Genomic DNA, 21,272 nt, shown 5'->3' with positions numbered 1-21,272 from the left:
TCGACGTTTGCGCTGCCCACCGGCGCTACGACGCCACCTGCGCGGTCTTCGCAGCCGCCGCTCTCAACAGCATCCCGAACAGGTCGCGCGGCTCGTCTGGGTCGGCCAGCATGTCGAGTTGCTGGTAGAGGCCGGTCGACGGCAACTGGTCCCTGATATAGCGCAGCGCCGAAAAATCCTCGATGGCGAAGCCGACGGAATCGAACAGCGTGATCTGGCTGGCATCGCGGCGGCCTTCAGCCAAGCCGGCAATGACCCGCCACAGCTCGGTCACCGGATGATCGGGTGCAAGCTGCTGGACCTCGCCCTCGATGCGGGTCTGCGGCGGATATTCGACGAAGATATCGGAGCGCAGCAGGATGTCGCGATGCAGTTCGGTTTTGCCAGGACAATCGCCGCCGACGGCGTTGATGTGGACGCCCGAGCCGACCATGTTGTCGGTGAGGATGGTGGCATACTGCTTGTCGGCGGTGACGGTGGTGATGATCCCGGCTCCCTCGACGGCCTCTTCGGTAGAGCGGCAGGCGACCATGTCGAAGCCCAGCCCGGTGAGATTGCGAATGCATTTTTCCGTCGCCGTGCGGTCGATGTCGTACAAGCGCAATTCGCGCACACCGAGCAAGGCCTTGAAGGCCAGTGCCTGGAATTCGGCCTGGGCGCCATTGCCGATCAGCGCCATGCAGTCGGCATCTTTCGGCGCCAGGTGCCTGGCCGCCAGTGCCGACATCGCCGCGGTGCGCAGTGCGGTCAGGATCGTCATTTCCGACAGCAGCACCGGGTAGCCGTTGTGGACGTCGGCGAGCATGCCGAAAGCGGTCACCGTCTGGCGGCCTTCGCGCATGTTCTTCGGATGGCCATTCACATATTTGAAGCCATAGACCTCGCCGTCGCTGGTCGGCATCAGCTCGATGACGCCCTCGGCGCTATGCGAGGCGAGGCGTGGCGACTTGTCGAAGGCCTCCCAGCGGCGGAAATCGTCCTCGATATAGAAGGCGAGCTCGGTGAGGAAACGCTCGACGCCGATCCTCAGCACCAGCTTCATCATGTGGTCGACGCTGACGAAGGGAACGATGTTGAGATTCGGGATCATTTTGTCCTTGCCCGCATTGCTGCAACGGTCAGTCCTTGCGATACGCGTTGTGCGCCTTCATCATCGTCGCCAGTGCCGGATCGCTCTGCTCCAGCGTGCCAATCGCGGCATTGGTGTCGTAGAGCCGTTCGTCCTGGCCCATCTTGAACTTGGCCTCGAGCCGTTCGATCGGCAGGTCGAAACCCAGAATATGCGGGACGCGCCGCTGCATGCCGCCCGGCCCGAGTTCGCGCATGCGCCAGCGATCGTCGCGGTCCTTTTCCAGCACGTCGACAAGCCGCTGCAGATGCCGGGCGGTGGCGTGATCGTCGAGCTGAAACGGCCGGCCATGGCAATGGACGACGGCGAAATGCCAGGTCGGCGCGCTGTCGCGCACCGGGTTGCGCGGATACCAGGATGGCGAGATATAGCCATGCGGTCCGTGGAAGATTGCCATTGTCTCCCTGCCCTCGGCGATCCGCGCGCTGTGCGGGTTCTGCCGGGCCAGATGCGACACCAGCGTGCCGTTCGCTCCCCGCTCGCGGTCGAGCACGAAGGGCAGATGCGATGCGACGATCCCCTGTGGTCCCGATGTCACCACCGTGGCGAAGGCCGCCGCCTCGAACAGGCCAAACACCTCGTCCAGCGACAGCGGTGCGAATTCGGGTTTCGTGTACATAGTACCTTCTTATTGTTGCATGATCTTTTCCGAAAACCGGTTCCCACTTTTCGGGATCATGCTCTAGCTCCGCTGCACGCGAACCGCCGGGATCAGGCCTTGCGGCCGCACCAGCAGCACGGCGATGACGCCCGACAGCACGATGGCGTCGCGGTAGGGTGCGACCGCCGCCGGCAGCGTCGCCTGCAGCAACACTTCGATGATGCCGAGCAGGAAGCCGCCAGCGACAGCACCGGGCAGGCTGCCCAGCCCGCCGACGACGGCGGCGATGAACGCCTTCAGCACTGGGGTAAAGCCCATCAGCGGGTCGACGGAAGCGCGCTGCGCCACCCACAGCATCGCCGCCAGTCCGGCGAGCAGGCCGGAAAGCAAAAAGGCGGTGGCGATGATGCGGCTGGCCGGGATGCCCATCAGGCGGACGACGTTGAAATCCTCGGCCGCGGCGCGCATGGCGGTGCCAGTCACCGTGCGGCGCAGGAAGAGTTCCAGCGCAATCAAGGCCAGGGCCGAGACAACGATGGAGATGCTCGGGCCGACGCCGATGGTGAAGTCGCCGAACGAGAAGGCGCCGGTCATCCAGCCGGGCATGGCGACCGGCTGCGGCCGAGCCGAGATGCCGTTCTGGAAGACGACCTTCAGCAGGCTCGAAACGGCGAAGCTGGTCAGAAGCAGGCTGGTGACGCTGGCGCCGCGCATCGGGCGAAAGGCAACACGCTCCATGGCAACCGCTGCGAGCGCGCCGCAGGAGACGGCGACGAGCACCGCCGCTGGAAACGGCAGACCGAAAACCAGCGCGGCAAGCAAGGCATAGCCCGACAATGTCATCAGTTCGCCATGGGCGAAATTGATCAGGCCGACGATGGAAAAGACGATCGCCAAACCAAGTGCCAGCAGCGCATAGACGCCGCCGAGGCTCACCGCATTGATGATCTGCTGCGCGATCATGGCTCAGGCTCCGAGATAGGCTTGGCGGACGAGGTCCGAGGTGGCGAGTTCCTTGGCGGTGCCCGACAGCACCACCTCGCCATTGGCAAGCACGATGGCGCGGTCGGCGACCTCCAGCGCCAGCGCCACGTTCTGCTCGACGAGAAGGATGGTCAGCCCGCTGCGGCGCAGTTCGGCGATCAGGTCGAAGACCGTGTCGATCAATTGCGGGGCAAGACCGAGCGACGGTTCGTCGAGCAGCACCATGCGCGGCTTGCCCATCAATGCGCGAGCGATCGCCAGCATCTGCTGCTCGCCGCCGGAGAGATTGCCGCCCTTGACACGGTGGTAGCGCCGCAGGATCGGAAACAGCTCCAGCATCTCCTCTTCGCGCACCCTCGCCTCCACCGCCGGCAGGTGCATCGCACCGCCGAGACGCAGATTGTCGGCCACGGTCAGGCCGGCGAAAATGCGCCGGCCTTCCGGCACCAGCGACACCCCCTTGCGGGCGATCGCCTCAGGCGCCAGGCCGGTGATGTCGACGCCATCGAAGACCACTTTCCCCGAGACGGCCGGGACCAGCCCGGCAATGGCGCCAAGCGTCGAGCTCTTGCCGGCGCCATTGGCGCCGACCAGCGCGATGATCTCGCCGCTGTCGACGGCGAGATCGACGCGGCGCACCGCCTCGACCTCGCGTCCTTGAGTTCGGCAATGGCGTCGCTTTCCTGCTCGATGTCGTGTTTATCGCCATGGCTGCAATCGCGGTCACGATGGTTGCGCTGTTCGGGGTAACAGGTTTCGGCACTGATAAATTGCAGCCGCTTTTCATCGTCTGGATCATCGCGATCTTTTTTCTGCGAAACGTCTATTTCATCGCCTTCGAGGCGGGCCGGCGCGCGGCCACCCCCGGCAAGCGGATCATCGGCATCAGGGTGGCGTCACGCAACGGAGCCGGCCTGTCGGTCGATCAGGTCATCGCCCGCAATCTGATGCGCGAGATCGAAGTCTTTCTGCCGCTGTCGATTATCGCCGGACGCGGTGGAATGGGCGTCGCCGATACGCTGACGACAGTTTTTGGGCTGGTATGGGCGCTGCTGTTCGCCTTGTTCCCGCTTTTCAATCGCGACCGGTTGCGGATTGGCGACCTCCTGGCGGGAACCTGGGTCGTCGAGGCCCCTAAGCGCACGCTGATGGGGGATCTGTCGGCACGAAAAGATCCGGTCGCCAGAACTTTTCAGTTCAGCCACGCGCAGCTCGATGCCTATGGCATCGCCGAACTGCACAAGCTGGAAGAAGTGCTGCGCCGCGACGACTATTTCGCGCTGCGGGCGGTGGCTGAGACGATCGGACGCAAGAGCGGTTCAACGCCGCAGGCGCATGATGCCCGCCCGTTCCTGACCGCGTATTACGGCGACCTGCGAGCCCATCTCGAGCGAAAGCTGCTGCTGGGCAAGCGAAAGGAAGACAAGCATCAGCGTTAGGAACGAAAGGCCGTCTTACCCACCCACTTCTCGTAGTCCGACACCAGGAGGTGCAGCGGCGCGACGTCCTCGTCGACGTCCGCGAAGCGGCCGATCGGCTCGCGGAAGACATTGTCGGTGAGATCGTCGTTGACGGTCGAAACCTCGCCGATCAGCACATCCTTGCCCTCGGCCCAGAAGGCATGCCAGACGCCCGGCAGCAGCGTCACGCTCTCGCCCGGATCGAGCTTCAGGAGCCCGCCCGCCGGCAGCCGGTGGATAGTCCCGTCGACCGGCACCGATACTTCCGCCTTCGGGTCGATGCCGCCATCGCGATCGTGCATGAACAGCTCCAGCACCAGCTTGCCGCCGCCGCGGTTGATGATGTCCTCAGCCTTGATGTTGTGACGATGCATCGGCGACAGCTGATCCTTGCGCGAGATCATGATCTTCTCGGCATAGAGCATGCCCATGCCCTTCTTCATGTCCTCGTAGCGACCGTTGCGGACGGTGAACAGGAAGAGGCCGAGCTCGTCGAACTTGCCCTGGCCGTAATCGGTGATGTCCCAGCCGAGCCGCGAGGAGAAGATGGCCGACGAATCCTGCCGGCGCGCCTTCATCTGTTCCGGGGTCCAATAGGCGAAGGGCGGCATGATGTAGCCGAACGAACGGATGAAGGCATCGGCGTCGCGGATGATGTCGTTGATAGCGGAGCGTTTCATGGTTGTGGTTCCTTCCCGTCGGCTTGGGCGATCTCCAAACCGAATAGCCGAACACCGATCCGGTGTCGACGTAAACCGCGTGCTGGCCTCATGACATCCGGGCCGATCAAGGCCATAAGTCCAGGCAAATCCCAGGGTGAAATTCCATGCTGAGCATAGACGACCTCGATACACCCGCGATCCTGATCGATGTCGACCGCGCCGAAGCCAACATCGCGCGGGCGCAGGCCCACGCCGACCGCCACGGGCTGAAGCTCAGGCCGCACATCAAGACCCACAAACTGCCTTACTGGGCCAAGAAGCAGATCGCAGCAGGTGCGGTCGGCATCACCTGCCAGAAGATCGGTGAAGCCGAGGTGATGGCCGATGCCGGGCTCACCGACATTTTTCTGCCTTACAATATTGTCGGCCGCGCCAAGCTGGAGCGTCTCAAGGCGCTGCATGGCCGCGTGACGCTGTCGGTGACATCAGACAGCATGGAGACGTTTGCGGGTCTCGCCGCCACCTTCACCGATCCAGGCCGGCCGCTACAGATGCTGGTGGAGTGCGATACCGGCATGGGCCGCTGCGGCGTCCAGTCGGCCAGCGAGGCTGTCGCGCTGGCCAGGGAGATCGACAAGGCCAGGGGGCTCGCCTTCGGCGGGCTGATGACCTATCCGGCTGCAGGCCGCGCCGCCGAGGCCGAGACTTGGCTCGCCGATGCGCGCCAGGCGCTCGCCGCATCCGGCCTCGCCTGCGAACGCATCTCCAGCGGCGGCACGCCGGATTTGTGGCGCGCAAGCGAGGCTTCCGTCGTCACCGAGTACCGCCCTGGCACCTACATCTATCTCGACCGCTACCAGGTCGCCAAGGGCGTCGGCAGCCTCGACGATTGCGCGCTGACGGTGCTGTCGACGGTGGTCAGCCATCCGACGCCGACACGGGCCATCCTCGATGCCGGCAGCAAGGCCTTGTCCAGCGATACGCTGGGGCTGCCCGATTTCGGCGAATTGCTGGGTACTCCCGGCGCCACCGTCACCAGCCTCAGTGAGGAGCACGGCAACGTCACGCTTTCCGGCGACGCCAAGCTGCGTATCGGCGAGCGCGTGCGCATCGTGCCCGACCATTGCTGCGTCGTCACCAATCTGTTCGACGAAGTTCACTTGATCGCCGGAGAACAGGTGCTGGAGACGCTGCCGGTGGCGGCGCGCGGCCGCATGGGATGAGAAGCGGTCCGCGGAGCGGACGGAAAGCCAATTGCTTGGCTTTCGAGCTTTGACCCCCTGAGCCTGCGAGGGGCAAAGCTGAAGTGAGTCAGGCTGATTGCCGTTCGGCCTGCCGTGCCGCGACGCGGCGCATGGCAATGACCCGGCGACGCAGGATTTCCGTGCGCATCGCCATCAGATGCAGCGCGAAGAACAGCACGGTAAAGCCCAAAGCCATCACCAGCAACGGCCGCAACAGGCTGGGATCGATGGTCGGCCCACCGAGCCGGATCACCGAAGCCGGCTGATGCAGCGTGTTCCACCAGTCGACCGAGAATTTGATGAGCGGAATGTTGATGAAGCCGACCAGGGTGATGATTGCGGCGGCCCAGGCCGCGCGTGCTGCATCGTCGAGGGCCCGCGTCAGCGCGATGATGCCGAGATACATCAGGAACAGCACGAACACTGAGGTCAGCCGCGCGTCCCACACCCACCAGGTGCCCCACATCGGCTTGCCCCAGATCGAACCAGTGATCAGCGCGAGCGCTGTAAAGACGGCGCCGATGGGTGCCGCCGATTTCAGCGCGACATCGGCCAGCGGATGGCGCCATACAAGCGTGCCCAATGCGGAAACCGCCATCAGCGTGAAACACATCATGGCCAGCCAGGCGAAGGGCACATGGATGTACATGATACGTACGGTCATGCCTTGCTGGAAATCTTCCGGCGCCGTGAAGCTCATGTAGAGCCCGGCGGCCAGGAGGAGTGTGGCGATGGTTGCCAGCCACGGCACCACCTTGTCGGCCAACCCGACAAACCGCGTCGGGTTGGCGAAATCCATCCAGCCGCTGAGGCGTGAAGTCAGGTCACTCATGCGGCTCTACATAAACCGGCGACGCGTTTGGGGCAATCGAGTGGCGGTGTCGCAGGTGCGCGTTCCCCTCTCCCTCTGTGGGGCCCGAAGGGCGGGCGAGGTCCGTGACTCGCCCCGGGCGGTGGATCGGCGCGTTAGCGCCGAGCCGGATGAGGGGTGCTGGAGGGGGTGAGGCCGGCGCCAAGCTGGAACACCCCTCATCCGTCGCCTTCGGCGACACCTTCTCCCACAAGGGGAGAAGGGAAGAACTCACGCGGCCGCGTCCGTGATGGTGCGGCTGAGGCGGCGGACTTCCTCGTCGTTGAGCAGGCCGCCGGCGCGCAACAGGCTGGCGAAGCGGCCATTGCGCATCGACAATTCGGCGAAGCCACCCATTTCGACCACCTTGCCCTTGTCCATGAAGACGACCAGATCGGCATCGCGAACAGTGGTCAGGCGGTGCGCGATAATGAAGGTCGTGCGTCCGCGCCGCAATTCGTCGATCGCTTCCTTGACGCGGTCTTCCGTCTCGACGTCAAGGGCGCTCGTCGCTTCGTCGAGCACCAGGATGGGTGAATCCTTCAGCACGGCGCGCGCAATTGCGATACGCTGGCGCTCGCCGCCCGAAAGTTGTCCACCGCGTTCGCCGACGACCGTATCGTAGCCGTTGCTCTTCGACAGGATGAAATCCTGCGCGGCAGCGGCATTGGCGGCGGCGTGGACCTCATCATAGGTCGCCTCGGCGCGCCCGACGCGGATATTGTCCTCGATCGAGCGGTTGAGCAGGCCGGCATCCTGGAACACGGTGGCGATCGAGTGGCGCAGCGACTTGCGGGTCACCGTGCGGGTATCGATGCCATCGATCAGGATACGGCCGCTGGACGGCGAAAAGACCCGCTGCAGGAGATTGATCAGCGTGGTCTTGCCTGCGCCCGTCGGGCCGACGATGGCCACGGTCTGGCCGGCATGGACCTCGAACGACACGTCGTTCACGCCCTGCCCCGAATTGGCGAATTCGAAGTTGACGTTTTCGAAACGCACATGACCAGTGACGTTGACCAGGTCACGCAACCCGTCCGGCTCGGCGGCCTCGGCCGCGGAGTCCTCAAGGCGATAAAATTCCTCGAGCTTGGCCCTGGCTTCCGAAATCTGGTTGGCGAAGGCCGACATCTGGTCGAGCCGGGCGATCAGCAGCGTGGCAAAGCCGGTAAACGCGATGACGTCACCGATACGCAATTGGCCATGCATGACCAGATAGGAGCCGATCAACAGCACGACCATCATCGAAATGGTCGACGACAGACGGTGCAGGGCGTTGGCCAACGCCCACCAGTCGAGCACCGGATACTGCGCATCAAGCAGATTCTTGACATAGCGCTTCAAGGCGTCGGTCTCGTGGCCGATGCGATTGTAGCTCTGCAGCACGGCGACATTGCTGACCGAGTCGCTCACATGCGCGAACACCTGGTGAAAATGCCGCTCCACGGACGCCTGGCCTTCCCTGGTGCGACGCATCACCAGCCGGCCGATTCCGACGTAGAGCGCGCCCAGCGCCAGCAGGACCATCGACATGCGAATATCCATGCTGAGCGCCGTCGGCACCAGCAGAACCAGTGCGACAACCGTGGACAAATGCTGCCTCATGAACTCGAGCCAGAGGCTGAACAAGGTCTCGACCGCGCGCAGCAGCGTATGCAGGGAATTGGAGGTGCCGCGCTGATGATGCCAGGCAAGCGGCATGGTGATCACGCGCTCGAATGACTGGCAAAGAACCTCGCTGCGCCGCGCATGGGCAAAACGGTCCGCGCCGCGCGCCACCAGAACGAAGGCGATGACGTTGAAGACGCCGATACCGGCCCATAGGCCGAGCGTCGAAAAGACCGAGCCGCTATCCGAAATGGCATCGATCACCCGTCCGAACATGATCGGCTCAAGGATGGCGATAATCGCAAGCGCGACATTCGCCCCACAGATAAACGCGACGCGTTTTCTGTCGGCAGCGAGATAACCGAGCGCTCTCCAGTAGATTTGCAGAAGGGACACTTCAGCTACTCCGGCAAATTGTTATTGTGCACTGCATCATTTTCTGACTCGTACTCGTTGACGTGTCGCGAAACAATGCCCTCGTACCCCTTCAGTTCCCAATTCGCGAACAAAAGATGGCGACGCTGCGAAATCTGTCGTGATCACCTAACGGTTTGAGAAGAAAGGTAAAATGTCAGCCTTGCGGCAAAATCGTGGCAGGCAGGAAGCACTGCCGAAATTTTAATCAGCAACTTGGCATGTACGAATCCCAAAAGCCTGCATCGGCTTTTGGGAAATCTCATGCGTAATAGAATTGCTCGAGCAACTTTAAATAACGCACATCCTCAAGATGCACAAAGACGTTCCAAATCCTTGAAGCTACGCCGGTATCCTGACGACCAGATCGGCCTTGTCGCCGGCTTTCGGTTCGAAAGACGAAGCCTTCGTCTTTTTACCATTTACCTCGAGCGAGACGGCTTTGGCCTTCTTGTCGCGGACAACCTGAACCCTGAGCTCGGCCCCCAGCACCTTGAGCGTTGCCGCATAGCCATCCCAATGGCTGGGCAGTTTCGGCCTGAACTGGATGCGCTCGCCCCTGCGCTCGATGCCGAGGATGCCTTCGACCGCCGCGCGATAAAGCCAGCCGGCCGAGCCGGTATACCAGGTCCAGCCGCCGCGGCCGCCCTTGCCTTGCCCGGCATAGACGTCTGCCGCGACGACGTAAGGCTCGACGCGGTAGTGCTCGGCAGCGGCCTCGTCGAACGCATGGTTGACCGGGTTGAGCATCGAGAAGCAGCGGTAGGCGTCGTCGACGCGCCCCATTTCGGCGAGCGCAATGACGAACCATGTCGCCGCGTGGGTATACTGGCCGCCGTTTTCACGGACACCCGGCGGGTAGCTCTTGATGTAGCCTGGGTTCTGTTCCGTCCTGGAGAAGGGCGGCGTGAAAAGCTTGACGATGTTGAGCTCGTCGTCGACGAGCATTTTCATCGCCTGCTGCATCGCCGTCGTCGATCGCGCCGGATCGCCCTCGCCCGACAGCACGCTCCACGACTGGGCAATCGAGTCGATCTTGCATTCCTGCGAGTTGCGCGACCCCAGCGGCGTGCCGTCGTCGAAGCTGCCGCGACGGTACCATTCACCGTCCCAGGCCGTGCTTTCCAGCGCCCGCTTCAGCACGCCCGCGTGTTTTGTCCAGGCTTGCGCACGCTTGGCGTCGCCTTCCGCCTTGGCGACAGCTGCAAAGTCGCCCAGCGTCTTCAGCAGGAACCAACCCAGCCAGACGCTCTCGCCCTTACCGTGCTCGCCGACACGGTTCATGCCGTCGTTCCAGTCACCGCCGAGGATCAGCGGCAGTCCGGCGGGGCTGCTGCGCTTGATGGCAAGGTCAAGTGCGCGCGCACAATGATCATAGAGTGAAGCGGTCTTCTTCGATATCTCCGGCGTGAAAAAGGCGTCGTGCTCGCCTTCTTCCAGCGACGGCCCTTCGATGAAGGGCAATTGTTCCCTGAGGATCGCGGTATCGCCGGTCACCAGCAAGTAATGTGCCGTGGCGTGGGCGAGCCAGACCACGTCGTCGGAAATCATGGTGCGGACGCCTGCCTCGGTTCGCGGCAGCCACCAATGCTGCACGTCGCCTTCGGGGAATTGCCGCCGCGCCGCGTTGAGGATCTGGTCGCGCGCCAGTTTCGGATCATGGAGAAGCAGGGCCAGCGTGTCCTGCAACTGATCGCGAAAACCAAAGGCGCCGCTCGCCTGGTAAAACGCCGAGCGGGCGCGGATGCGGCAGGCAAGGCTCTGATAGGGCAGCCAGTGGTTGACCATCGCGTTGAGCGCCCTGTCCGGCGTCTCGACCTGGATGGTGTCGAGAAACCCTCGCCAGGTGCGTTCATTGTCAGTCAGCCGCTGATCGAAATCCTTGCTGCAGTGATGCTGTACCAGCGCGCTGGCTTCCTCGGCAGAGGCTGCATCGCCGAGCAGCCAGAGCAGCGTCACGTCGCCGCCGGCAGGGATGTCGACGTCGCGTGCAATTGCCGCACAATGATCGTCGCCCGCCTCGACGCGGCCCGACAGGCTTGCGCCGCCGAGCACGGCTTGCGGGAGTTCGCTGGTGCCGTGCCGGCCAATGAACTCGCCGCGGTCGGCCGTCACCGAGTGTGCCGCGCCGTCGGCGGCCAGGAAGGCGACCCGCTCGCTGAAATCGAGCCCGTAGGGATTTTGCGCCAGCAACGCGCCCGTCGCGGCATCCCTGGACGGAACGATGGTCGCCGCCGTGCGCGAACGATGACTGCCAAGAACCCATTCCGCATAGGCATAGACGCGCAGTCGCGCCGGCGCCGAACCGGAATTCTGGATGCGCAACCTGGAGATTTTCACCGGATCGACGGAATCCACCACATGGGTAAGGTCCATCGACAGCGGCCCGCGCTTCGAACGGAAGGTCGAAAACCCCTGCCCGTGCCATGTTTCGTAGGTCATGGCGGGATCGCGGACGACGGCGGCCAGCGGCGAGAACGCCCGGCCGCTGGCATGGTCGTAGATATAGATGCCCTCGCCTGGCCGGTTGGTGACCGGGTCGTTCGCCCACGGCGTCAGTTGATAGTCGCGGCTGTTTCGGCTCCAGGTGAAGGCAGCGCCTTCAGCCGAAACGTGGAAACCAAACGAGGCGTTGGAGACGACGTTGATCCAGGGCTGCGGCGTCGTGCGGCGGCCAGCAAGGCGCACGACATAGTGGCGTCCGTCGCCCTCGAAACCGCCAAAACCGTTCCACTGGTTGAGCCCGCTGCCGCCGGCACTGCCGTCGAACGAGGCTTGGGCCCACGTCTGTGGCGCCGGCGGAGACGGTTCACGAAGCGCTGCTGCACCCGCCGGCTGCAAGGCGTCCCGCGCTTGCAGCGCAGCGGCCTCGGCGCGCTCGATCTGATCGAAGATAGTGCCGTTGCGCGTGTGCAGAACGACGCGAGCAGTGGCCAGCAGCGTCTTGTAGGTCGCCTCGTCCATGAGGTCGCGGCGCACCGCGAAGATGTGCTGGCGGGGTCCTAGCTCCTTGCCGCGCAGGCGGCTGTTTTCGCACAGCGTCTCGACCGCCCGTTGCAGGTCCTGCACGTAGGACGAAGCCTGCTCGTTGATGACGACAAAGTCGATCATCATGCCTCGGGCGCGCATGTATTCCTGGAAGCGGAGCGCCTGGGCAACGATTTCGAGATCGGCGACATCGCCGATCCTGACCAGGAAAATCGGAAAGTCGCCGGATATGCTGGTCGGCCATAGGCCCGATTGCCTACCGAGCCCGGAAGCGATCGATTCGGCCGGAAGCCGCAGGAACGGATCCGGATAGATCAGGTAGCGCGCCAGGTTCTGCACATTGGCGGCATCGGCAAGGCTGAGACCGAGATGCCGGGTCTGCACCTGTGAGCGGGTCCAGGCGAGCATCGCCTGGCGCGCGAAGGCTTCCGGATGATCAAGCCGCGCAATGGCTTCTTCGAGTTCGGCACGGTTGGCGCCGACGGCAGTCCAGAAGGTCAGCGCTATCTTCTTGTTGGCCGGCACGCGCACCTGTCGGCGAAGTGCCGCGACCGGATCCAGCGTGAAGCCGGAATGGCCGCCAAGCTTGGCGCCGGGATCGAAGGCGGCGGCCTCGGTAATGGTGCGGCCGCGGCCTATGAAGGCGCGCCGGTCGGTTTCGGCCTCGGCGTCGCGCGTCGACCCAGACGGGTCGGTGACGAAATGCACCATGGCGACATCAGGCTCGTCCGTTTCCCGCTTACGTCTGGTGGCGAAGATCGCTGCGTTATTCGCAGCGATTTCGGTTTCCACGAACATTTTCGAGAACGCCGGATGCGCGTTGTCGGATGCTTCGGAGCCCAGCACCAGTTCAGCGAACGAGGTCACTTCGATATGCCGGTCGACCGGGCCGTCATTGTAGAGCGTCACCCGCCGGCCTTCGCCATTTCCTTCCGAAATGACGATGCATTCGACCTCCGAACGCAGTGATCCCACTGACTTGACGAAGCTCGCCTTGTCGTCGGAGAATAGCGTCCGCACCTCTTCGTGGGTGGCACGCTTCGGCTCGGCGGTGGCCGACCACCAGTCGCCGGTGCCGGAGTCGCGCAGGAAGATGTAGGAGCCAAGCCGATCCTCGGTCGGGTCCGGCTGCCAGCGCGTGACGGCAAGCTCGCCCCAGCGACTATAGCCGGAGCCGGTCGCGGTAACCATGACCGAGTAGCGGCCATTGGACATGACGCTGGTCGAACGCAGCGCCTTGAGCGGGTTGAGCACGATGCGCGTATCGGGGCTTTCGGCTTCCGTTTCGTCCTTCGACCGTTCGTCGGCCTCGGTCCTGACGGTGGCGGTCGGGATGTCGCGCGGCGCTCTTTCCTGCAGCAGCAACTCGGCCGACTCGATCACCGGATCGCTGTGGAAGCGGTCGCGCAGGCGTCCTTCGAAGATGGCGTCGGCGACGGCGGCGATCGACATGCCGGAATGGTGGGCCATGTAGTTCAGCACGACGACATGGTCGGTGCCCTCCGGCACGCGTTGCGGCGTGAAATCGACCGCATCATAGAAGCCGTGCCGGCCAAGGGCGCCGAGCCGCCGCAGCCTGGCCAGGTTCTGCACCGATTCACGCGGGGTGAACTGCGCCGCCAGCACGGTCGCATAAGGGGCAATCACCGTGTTCTGGCCGAGACCTCGCTTCAGGCCCAGCCCGGGCACGCCGAAATTGGTGTACTGGTAGGTCAGTTCGCGATCGCGGGCGTTGTAGGCCGCTTCCGAAATGCCCCAGGGCACGTCCTTCGAGCGGCCGTACTGGATCTGGCGCTTGATGATGAGCTTGCTGGTCTGGTTGAGGATGCTGCCTTGCGGCTCCTTCATCACCAGCGGCGGCATCAAATACTCGAACATCGAGCCGGACCAGGACATCAGCGCTCCCTTGAACCCGATCTCGACGATCGGCCGGCCGAGGTGGAACCAGTGCTCCGTCGGCAGATCGCCCTTGGCTATGGCGAACAGGCTGGTCAGCCGCGCCTCGGAAGCCAGCAGGTCGTAACAGCTTTCGTCGAGCTGATGCTCCTCGACCCGGTAGCCGATCGACAGAAGCTTGCGTTCCTTGCGCATGAGGAAGGAGAAATCCATCTCGAAGGCAAAGCGGCGCGTGCGCTCGCGCAACGACAGAAGCTTGGCCCGCAGCGCCTCGACGGCAGTGTCGTCGCTATGCGCGTCATGGACATGCGCTTCGCAGGTGGCTTCCAGTCTCGCCGCCCAGTCGGCGATGGTGTCGCTCTGCGTCGATGCGGCCTCAGTATGGATGGCGATGGCGAGCTTGCGGATCTCGCCGGCCAGAACGGCCAGGTTGATGGTGCGGATCGACGCCATCTCGGGCTGTGCCTTGATCGATTCGACCGCGCGTCGCATGCCATCGAGGCGATCGGCAAGTCGCTGGCGCAACGGCCGCAACTGGCGGCGGTCGTCAGGCAACTCGGCCAGGCTTTCGTCGAGGATCGTCACCGTATCGAGGATACCCTCGAAGTCGCCCTGAAGGTGGACTGCAGGCGCTTCCGCCCATTCGGCACAGGCTGCCGCCACCGCCACCAGATGGCCGGCGAGATTGCCGCTATCGACGGCGGAAATGTACAGCGGATAGAGCGGCTTCAGCGTCGTCGTGTCATACCAGTTGAAGAGATGGCCGCGCTCACGCGGCATGCTCTCGATCGTCGACATTGTCGCGTCGATGCGGGTGGCGGCGTCGGACAGGCTGATCCAGCCGAAATCGCGCGCCGAAACCACTGACAGGAGATAGACGCCGATATTGGTCGGCGAGGTGCGGGGGGCCACGACAGGCGCCGGGCTTTCCTGGAAATTGTCGGGCGGCAGATTGTGATGCTCGGCCGTCACGAAGGTCTCGAAATAATGCCATGTGCGCCGCGCAATCGTGCGCAGCACATGGATGTCCGCCGCCGATATGCGCAAACGGTCCTCGGTTTCGGCCGAGCGGCTGATAAAGAAGGCGAAGGCCGGCGAGCCGATCCAGAACAGCGCGAAGAAGAAGGCGACGAAAGCTCCGGTGGAATCGGCCACAACAGGGATGGCGAGGCCGACGACGCCGACGATCACAGCACCGTACATCATGCCGTAATAGGAGCCGAGATCGTTGTCGCCGATCTTGTGAGCCTGCGAGGCAGTGCGCCATTCGAGCAGGTTCTTCCGGCTGACGAACAGGCGGTAGAGCGTGCGAATGATGGCATCGCCCATCATCCAGGCCAGATGCGCCATCAGCACGATCTTCAGAGCCACCAGGGCGGTGCCGAAGACGACGTCGCGCGCCAGCGCCGAGAAATGACCGCGCGGCGTCTGGTCGCCGCTTTTCGGCAGAATGGCGTGGACGATGTCGAACGTCGGCGCCATGAAAAGTGTGAGGATCAGCAGCGCCTGCCATTGCGCGGCCTGGGTGAAGGGCAGCAGCGTCCAGCCGGCGATCGCGGCCATCACCCAGAAGATCGGCGTCAGCGACCGGCGCAGATTGTCGACCATCTTCCAGCGCGACAGCGCCGGCACGCCCGAACGCGGATTGAGAATGAAGCCCAGAAGCTGCCAGTCGCCCCGCGCCCAGCGATGGTGGCGCGACGCGTCGACCGAATAGCGGGTCGGATAGTCCTCGACCAGTTCGACGTCGGTGACCAGTGCCGCGCGCGCCAACGCGCCTTCGAGCAGATCGTGGCTAAGCACGGTGTTTTCTTCGATGCGGCCCTTCAGCGCCGCCTCGAAGGAGTCGACGTGATAGAGCCCCTTGCCGGTGAAGGAGCCGTCGCCGAAGACGTCCTGGTAGATGTCCGACACGGCAAATACGTAGGGATCGAGGCCGCGATTGGCAGAAAAGACCCGCTGGAAGAAGGATGCGTCGTCGCCGCTGGTCAGCGACGCGGTGATGCGCGGCTGCAGGATGGTATAGCCGGCGGTGACGACGCGCTTTGCCGCATCGTAATGCGGGCGGTTGAGCGGATGGCAAAGCTTTCCAGCCAAACTGGCGACGGCATCGCGGGTGGTGCGCGTATCGGCATCCAGCGTCATCACATGGATGACGTTTTCGGGCAACGGCACGTCCAGCGGCAGAAAGGTGGTGTCGCTGTCGCCACGCAGCAGAAGATTCAGTTCGTGGAGCTTGCCGCGCTTGCGTTCCCAGCCCATCCAGGCGCCCTGGGATTCATTATAGAGCCGCCGGCGGTGCAGGACGTAGAAACGCGGCGCGCCTTCGCTGGGATAGCGGGCGTTCAGCCGCGCGATCTCGTCGCGAGCATATTGGAGGATCTCGATATCCGCCGCATCGATTTCGGTTTTGCTGTCCGGCCAGTCCGAAAGCAGAGCGAAATGGATTTCGTCCGCCGTGTTGGCCAGGTGGTGCACTTCGATGTTGCGGATGTTCTCCTCGACGTCGTCGCGCGAGCCGATCAGCGACGGCACCACCACCAGCGTGCGCGCCTCGGGCGGCATGCCGCGTTTATAGTCGTAGCCGACGAGGCGCGTCGGCTTCAGGAACAACGATACGACGGTGTTGAAGAAGGCAAGCGCGCCTTCGCTGGCCGGCACGGCAAACAGCGCCAGCATCAGGACGATCGACGGTATGGACAGGCCGAGACTGGCAAGGGCGTTGCCGGAGAGGACAAGAAGCAGGACCGTCAGCGCGAACACCGGCACGACAATGCCCAGCCATCCGGTCTTGCGGAACGCCCGTTTGATCGTGACGCTGACCGTCGGCCGATAGCCGATCGCCTTTTCCAGTTCCAGCCGGCGCGGGCCGACCAGAAAGAACCCGACGTCGGCGTGAGCGGTCGGACCGGTGACGGTGGTATCGGCGACAGCGGCATGGCCGGCGAGTTCGATCGCCTTTTCAGCAACGCGGAATTCGGAACGATCGGAGCGGCGCGCCATTTCCTCGATCGCGGTCCGGTACTGGTCTCGCGAGAAGAAATCGAGTGCGGCGAAATCGGTGCGCTCGCGCAGCAAGGTATCGATGCGGCTGACATCTTCGAACCAAACCGTCCAGTCGATATCGTTGATGAGCCTGAGGCCGCGGATGATGTTGCCGGTGGTCACGTTGCCGCTGGACAACGTGCGATGTTCGCTGATGATGATTTCCTCGGCATCGGAGCCGGACCTTTCAAGCTCGCCCTCCAGCCATTCCAGCGCCCTGCCGGCATTTTGCGACCCGTCGCGCAGACGGTAGAGCAATTGAGTGGCAAAGGTGGTGTCTTGTGCATGGGCGACGTAGTTCGAAAGGATCGCCTGACGGTCGGCGGTTTCATCGAGTGCCAGCACGCGGTCTGCGACCTCGTTGGCGATCTGGCGCATCTGCCGGGTACGACTGACCCGAACCGCGATCCGGCGAAGATTTTCGATCAGAACGAAGCGCAGCAGCGATGGCAGCGCCCAGAGCTCGCCGATCTTCAGCGGCTCGACGGCCTGAAAGCCTTCGACGATCGCCTTGAACATGGTCGCCGAGACCGAACTGTCCGAATGGGCGACATAGGTCCAGGCCAGCGCAAGGGCGCGCGGCACGCTGGCGCCGTCGGACAGTTTCAGGGTCGGCAACTGACGATAGAAGCGGGGTGGCAGGTCACGCTTGACCTGGAAGATGGTTTCCTCGACCAGATAATTGTTGTCGAGCAGCCATTGCGCCGCCGGCGTGATCGTCTCGCCTCTCGCCTGCGCGGCATTGGTCGAACGGTAGACTTCGAGGATCTTGCTGGCGCTGTCGCGGACGCGTGGCTGGAAATCGAACGGCTCCAGGCCGAACAGATCCTTGACGTCACCCTTGGCGAGGCTTGTACCCAGCGTGCGCAGGCGCTCTTCCGGCAGGAAATTGGAGCGTATCGGCTCTTCCGTGATGGCTGGAAAGCTCGCGCTCGTCTTTTCCAATTGGGTGGGGTCTGTCTGTATATTCATTGAAAATTCCGCATGGGGGACGCGTTAGGGGCGTCACCGCCACGGCAATGTCCCTAGAACCGATTGAAATGGAATTGGTTGCATCGAAACAAGGGCCGAAAGTTTATTTTCGCACCAGACCTGCAGACGAACCACCTCCCTCCCGCCGGGAGTTGATCGACGGAAGGATTCAGGCTTTTTCGTGATCTGGGCTTGAGCTTACGGCATATTTCGCCGGTGTTGTGATCATGTTTCGAAACAGGCGTTAATCGTTTGCCGCAACGCGATCGATGCGGATCACGAACAGCGTCGCTGGTCGCGCAGGCTCGACGCGCTGTGACAGAGCGTCGTCCGGCCCGAGCAACAGCGCGTCGCGCGGTCCGATGCGGACAAGCGCCGCGCCGGCCACCGTGACCTCGCCGTCAACACACAGGATGAGGGTCGCATCGGCGGCTGACTGGATGTCCGTCGGAGCTGAAATGACCAGGCGATCGACGGCATGAGTCATCCGTCCACGCCGCATCATGACGTTGAGATCGGTGATCGGACCGGCGATCAGCGCCGCTTGCGTCGGCACATCGGCCGCAAAGGAAAGCGGGGCGGACGTTTTGGTCAGCGTAGCCGCCGGGCGGCCGGCGATATCAAGGATGATCCCCTCGCCTTCCAGCACGGCCAAGCTTCGGTCCACTCCGGCAAACTCGGAGAATGGCCCGCCGCTTTCGACGCGCGCCATGGAGACGCGCCAGTCGAAATCGTCGAGCGCAGCACCTGCGGGCGAGACGGCGATTTCAGTCGTCACCCCGCCGCCGTTCTTCCACGGCATGGACCGGTATTCGGCTGCCCGCAGGATGCGCAAGACGCGGTTCAGCCGAGGATGCCTGGCAGGTTGAGCTGGTGCTCCCTGGCGCAGTCGATGGCGAGATCATAGCCGGCATCGGCGTGGCGCATGACGCCGGTTGCGGGGTCGTTCCATAGCACCCGCTCCAGGCGTTTGGCCGCTTCGCGTGTGCCGTCGGCGACGATGACCATGCCGGCATGTTGCGAAAACCCCATGCCGACGCCGCCGCCATGATGCAGAGATACCCAGGTTGCGCCGGACGCGGTGTTGAGCAGCGCATTGAGCAGCGGCCAGTCGGACACGGCGTCCGAGCCGTCCTTCATCGATTCCGTCTCGCGGTTCGGCGAGGCAACCGAGCCTGAATCGAGATGATCGCGGCCGATGACCACCGGCGCCTTGAGCTCGCCTTTCGCCACCATCTCGTTGAAGGCGAGGCCGAGCCGGTGGCGGTCGCCGAGACCAACCCAGCAGATGCGCGCCGGCAGACCCTGGAAGGCGATGCGCTCACGCGCCATGTCGAGCCAGTTGTGCAGGTGGGTGTTGCCGGGCGTCAGCTCGCGCACCTTGGCGTCGGTCTTGTAGATGTCCTCGGCATCGCCGGAGAGGGCTGCCCAGCGAAACGGACCGATGCCGCGACAAAACAGTGGCCGGATATAGGCCGGCACGAAACCCGGGAAGGCAAAGGCATTGTCGAGCCCTTCCTCCTTGGCCACCTGGCGGATGTTGTTGCCATAGTCGAGCGTCGGCACGCCGGCGTTCCAGAACGCCACCATCGCCTCGACATGTTCGCGCATCGACGCGCGCGCCGCCTTTTCGACCGCCTTCGGGTCGCTGGTGCGCTTCTCGCGCCATTCGGCGAGCGACCAGCCCTTGGGCAGATAGCCGTTGAGCGGATCATGCGCCGACGTCTGGTCGGTGACCAGGTCGGGGCGCACGCCACGCCGCACCAGTTCCGGCACGATGTCTGCGGTGTTGCCGACCAGGCCGACCGATTTCGCCTCGCCGGCCCTGGTCCAGCGCTCGATCTTTTCCAGCGCCTCGTCGAGCGTGTCGGCGCGTTCGTCGACATAGCGAGTGCGCAGCCGGAAATCGATGCGGTCGGGATCGCATTCGACCGCCAGGCAGCAGGCGCCGGCCATGACCGCGGCCAGCGGCTGGGCGCCGCCCATGCCGCCGAGGCCGCCGGTCAATATCCATTTGCCCCTGAGGTTGCCTTCGTAATGCTGGCGGCCGGCCTCGACGAAGGTCTCGTAGGTGCCCTGCACGATGCCTTGGGTGCCTATGTAGATCCACGAGCCGGCCGTCATCTGGCCGTACATCATCAGGCCCTTCTTATCGAGCTCGTTGAATTTCTCCCATGTCGCCCAGTGCGGCACGAGGTTGGAATTGGCGATCAGCACGCGCGGCGCATCGGTGTGGGTACGAAACACGCCGACCGGCTTGCCCGACTGCACCAGCAGCGTCTCGTCGTCTCCAAGCGTCTTCAGAGAGGCGACGATGCGATCAAAGTCGTTCCAGGTGCGCGCCGCGCGGCCGATGCCGCCATAGACGACCAGTTCGTTGGGGTTTTCGGCGACGTCGGGATCGAGATTGTTCATCAGCATGCGCAACGGCGCTTCAGTCAGCCATGTGCGGGCATTGAGCTCGCTGCCGCGCGGGCTGCGGACTTCGCGGATGTTGTGGCGAGGATCGGTCATGGCGTCACTTTTCCTTTCGAATGAGCTGCGCGGCGATGCGTCAGCGCCCGGCCCAGGCAATCGCGCTTTCCAGGATCCGCTTCAGCGTGGCGCGGATCGGCGCGGCGAATGCCGGGTCGTAAGGCACCGGCCAATTGTCGGGCGTACCTTTGCCCTCGGGCTCGCGCATATAGCCGCGGTTGGACAGTTCCATCTGCAGCGCATGAACGCCGTTTTGCGGCTGGCCGAAATGGCGCGTGATCCAGCCGCCTTTGAAGCGGCCGTTGACGACAAAACTCTCACCGGTCTCGGCGAGGATCTGGCCGACCATTGCCTGCAAGCCCGGATCGGCGCTTTTGCCGTCATTGGTGCCGAGGTTGAACACCGGCAGAGTGCCTTCGAACAGCCGCGGCAGCATCGAGCGGATCGAATGGCAGTCATAGAGGACGATCTTCCGGTGCACGGCGCGCAGCCTGTCGATCTCGGCCTGCATGGCGGCATGGTAAGGCACAAAGTACTTTTCGCGGCGCTCGTCGACCTCCGAGGCATCAGGCTCTTCCCCGACACGATAGAGCGGATCGCCGTCGAAGGTCTCGGTCGGGCACAGGCCGGTGGTTGCCTGGCCGGGATAGAGTGAGACGCCGGAGGGATCGCGATTGACGTCGATGACGGTGCGCGAGATCGCGGTATGCACCACCGTCGCGCCGAGGTCTTCGGCAAACTCATACAGCTTATCGATCCACCAGTCGGCGTCGCGGCGGCCGAGCCAAGGCGACACCAGCCGGTTCTCGAGGCCGGCGAGATCGATGCCGGTGTGCGGGATCGAGACCAGCAGGGGGGTGGTGCCGCGCTTTACAGTGAGCCAGGAGGGCGCGTTCATGAATGGTCTCCCTGCGCTGGCGCTTTGCGGCGACCTATAGAGGCGC

General features: G+C 63.8%; 13 protein-coding genes. 2 read left to right on the top strand and 11 right to left on the bottom strand.

Annotated elements, in window-relative coordinates; all coding sequences use genetic code 11:
* Positions 1-25: 25 nt before the first annotated feature.
* The 4 genes from AC0L3H_RS28545 to AC0L3H_RS28530 form a co-directional block, all read right to left on the bottom strand.
* On the bottom strand, positions 26-1,090 hold the full coding sequence (locus AC0L3H_RS28545; protein ID WP_473587685.1) for an ornithine cyclodeaminase: 1,065 nt from the start codon (positions 1,088-1,090) through the stop codon (positions 26-28).
* A gap of 28 nt (positions 1,091-1,118) precedes the next feature.
* Positions 1,119-1,748 carry an FMN-binding negative transcriptional regulator gene (locus AC0L3H_RS28540; RefSeq protein ID WP_473587684.1) on the bottom strand — a complete coding sequence of 210 codons (630 nt, stop codon included), beginning with the start codon at positions 1,746-1,748 and terminating at the stop codon, positions 1,119-1,121.
* Positions 1,749-1,811: 63 nt separating this feature from the next.
* Positions 1,812-2,693, bottom strand: a complete 882-nt coding sequence (locus AC0L3H_RS28535) for a branched-chain amino acid ABC transporter permease (RefSeq protein WP_091591683.1) — start codon at positions 2,691-2,693, stop codon at positions 1,812-1,814.
* Between the two features lie 3 nt (positions 2,694-2,696).
* Entirely contained in the window at positions 2,697-3,353 is a 657-nt protein-coding gene (locus AC0L3H_RS28530; RefSeq protein ID WP_473587683.1) for an ABC transporter ATP-binding protein, read from the bottom strand.
* Positions 3,354-3,397: 44 nt separating this feature from the next.
* On the opposite strand from AC0L3H_RS28530, the gene AC0L3H_RS28525 reads away from it, so the two are divergent.
* On the top strand, positions 3,398-4,153 hold the full coding sequence (locus AC0L3H_RS28525) for an RDD family protein (protein ID WP_473587693.1): 756 nt from the start codon (positions 3,398-3,400) through the stop codon (positions 4,151-4,153).
* On the opposite strand, the gene AC0L3H_RS28520 is transcribed toward AC0L3H_RS28525, so the two are convergent.
* On the bottom strand, positions 4,150-4,854 hold the full coding sequence (locus AC0L3H_RS28520; RefSeq protein ID WP_287283427.1) for a D-lyxose/D-mannose family sugar isomerase: 705 nt from the start codon (positions 4,852-4,854) through the stop codon (positions 4,150-4,152). The two genes, AC0L3H_RS28525 and AC0L3H_RS28520, sit on opposite strands and share 4 nt — an antisense overlap.
* Before the next feature lie 146 nt (positions 4,855-5,000).
* On the opposite strand from AC0L3H_RS28520, the gene AC0L3H_RS28515 reads away from it, so the two are divergent.
* Complete coding sequence (locus AC0L3H_RS28515; protein WP_473587682.1) at positions 5,001-6,059, top strand: D-TA family PLP-dependent enzyme; 1,059 nt, start codon at positions 5,001-5,003, stop codon at positions 6,057-6,059.
* A gap of 88 nt (positions 6,060-6,147) precedes the next feature.
* On the opposite strand, the gene AC0L3H_RS28510 is transcribed toward AC0L3H_RS28515, so the two are convergent.
* From AC0L3H_RS28510 to hutG, 6 genes are all read right to left on the bottom strand, one after another.
* Complete coding sequence (locus AC0L3H_RS28510; RefSeq protein WP_473587681.1) at positions 6,148-6,912, bottom strand: heme ABC transporter permease; 765 nt, start codon at positions 6,910-6,912, stop codon at positions 6,148-6,150.
* A gap of 249 nt (positions 6,913-7,161) precedes the next feature.
* Positions 7,162-8,934, bottom strand: coding sequence for a glucan ABC transporter ATP-binding protein/ permease (locus tag AC0L3H_RS28505; protein ID WP_128170259.1), 1,773 nt, complete (start codon positions 8,932-8,934; stop codon positions 7,162-7,164).
* Between the two features lie 360 nt (positions 8,935-9,294).
* Complete coding sequence (locus tag AC0L3H_RS28500) at positions 9,295-17,853, bottom strand: glycoside hydrolase family 94 protein (protein ID WP_473587680.1); 8,559 nt, start codon at positions 17,851-17,853, stop codon at positions 9,295-9,297.
* 244 nt (positions 17,854-18,097) lie between these two features.
* Positions 18,098-18,688 (bottom strand): HutD/Ves family protein, encoded by a 591-nt coding sequence (locus AC0L3H_RS28495; protein WP_473587679.1) that lies wholly within the window; start codon positions 18,686-18,688, stop codon positions 18,098-18,100.
* An 8-nt stretch (positions 18,689-18,696) separates the two neighbouring features.
* Positions 18,697-20,367, bottom strand: coding sequence for a urocanate hydratase (hutU, locus tag AC0L3H_RS28490; protein ID WP_473587678.1), 1,671 nt, complete (start codon positions 20,365-20,367; stop codon positions 18,697-18,699).
* Between the two features lie 40 nt (positions 20,368-20,407).
* The gene (gene hutG / locus AC0L3H_RS28485; RefSeq protein ID WP_473587677.1) at positions 20,408-21,226 is read right to left on the bottom strand and encodes an N-formylglutamate deformylase; all 819 of its coding nucleotides are present in this window, start codon (positions 21,224-21,226) and stop codon (positions 20,408-20,410) included.
* Positions 21,227-21,272: the final 46 nt, after the last annotated feature.

Source organism: Mesorhizobium sp. WSM4816 (assembly GCF_055811535.1).
The sequence above is the reverse complement of the archived record's forward strand: the minus strand, read 5'-3'. Positions and strand labels throughout refer to the sequence as shown.